The organism is Vibrio sp. 10N.222.46.A1, from assembly GCF_041473595.1.
Taxonomy (GTDB): domain Bacteria; phylum Pseudomonadota; class Gammaproteobacteria; order Enterobacterales; family Vibrionaceae; genus Vibrio; species Vibrio tasmaniensis_A.
Genome location: NZ_JBFRSN010000538.1, coordinates 1 through 641 on the forward strand (window position 1 = coordinate 1; position 641 = coordinate 641).

At 45.7% G+C, this 641-nt stretch carries 1 protein-coding gene and 1 pseudogene; both read right to left on the minus strand.

Annotation, left to right across the window (positions count from 1 at the left end; translation table 11 throughout):
* Window positions 1-440 (minus strand): ABC transporter permease subunit (locus tag AB4496_RS15385; RefSeq protein ID WP_372131301.1); only part of this gene is annotated, 440 nt, incomplete at its 3' end.
* A pseudogene (gene glnQ / locus AB4496_RS15390) lies at window positions 440-641 on the minus strand (glutamine ABC transporter ATP-binding protein GlnQ); the annotation flags it as partial. The pseudogene glnQ and the gene AB4496_RS15385, both read right to left, overlap by 1 nt.

Here is a 641-nt window from a genome sequence, read left to right on the forward strand (position 1 = left end):
GTGTAAGCGCCTTGGAAAAGTGCCAAGGCTAAAACGGCAGTGCTAAAGCGATCCAGCCCTAACACGGGGCCAAATACAAAATAGAGCAAATAAATTTGTACCAATAACGGCGTGTTACGAATTAACTCAACATAGCTGGTGGCTAAGGTGCGTCCAACCACAGAATTTGAGTTTCTCAATAGTGCTGTCGTTAAACCAATGATCAGCGTAGCAACCAAAGAAATCAAAGAGATATTGATGGTAACCAGTAGCCCTTCAACTAATTCTGCAGGCCACCATTCACCATCTTCATAGAAAGCAATATAGTCCGGCACACGCTCCCATTGCCAGCTGTATCCCATGGTTTGTGCACCAGAGTCGAGAATCCAAACAACAGCAGCCACCAGTACAACAATCTGTACCAAAGCAGATAGGGCGGGTTTAATAATTCGAATCAACATCAATAAGTCAGGATCTGATTTAGGAACGCTTGAGTACGTTCATGTTGAGGGTTTTCAAAGAGCGCTTGTGGCGTATTCGATTCCACAATTTGTCCTTCATCCATGAAGATAACGCGGTCGGCCACTTGTTTCGCAAAGCCCATTTCGTGGGTCACACACACCATGGTGATACCTTCGCTCGCCAGTTCAACCATCACGTCG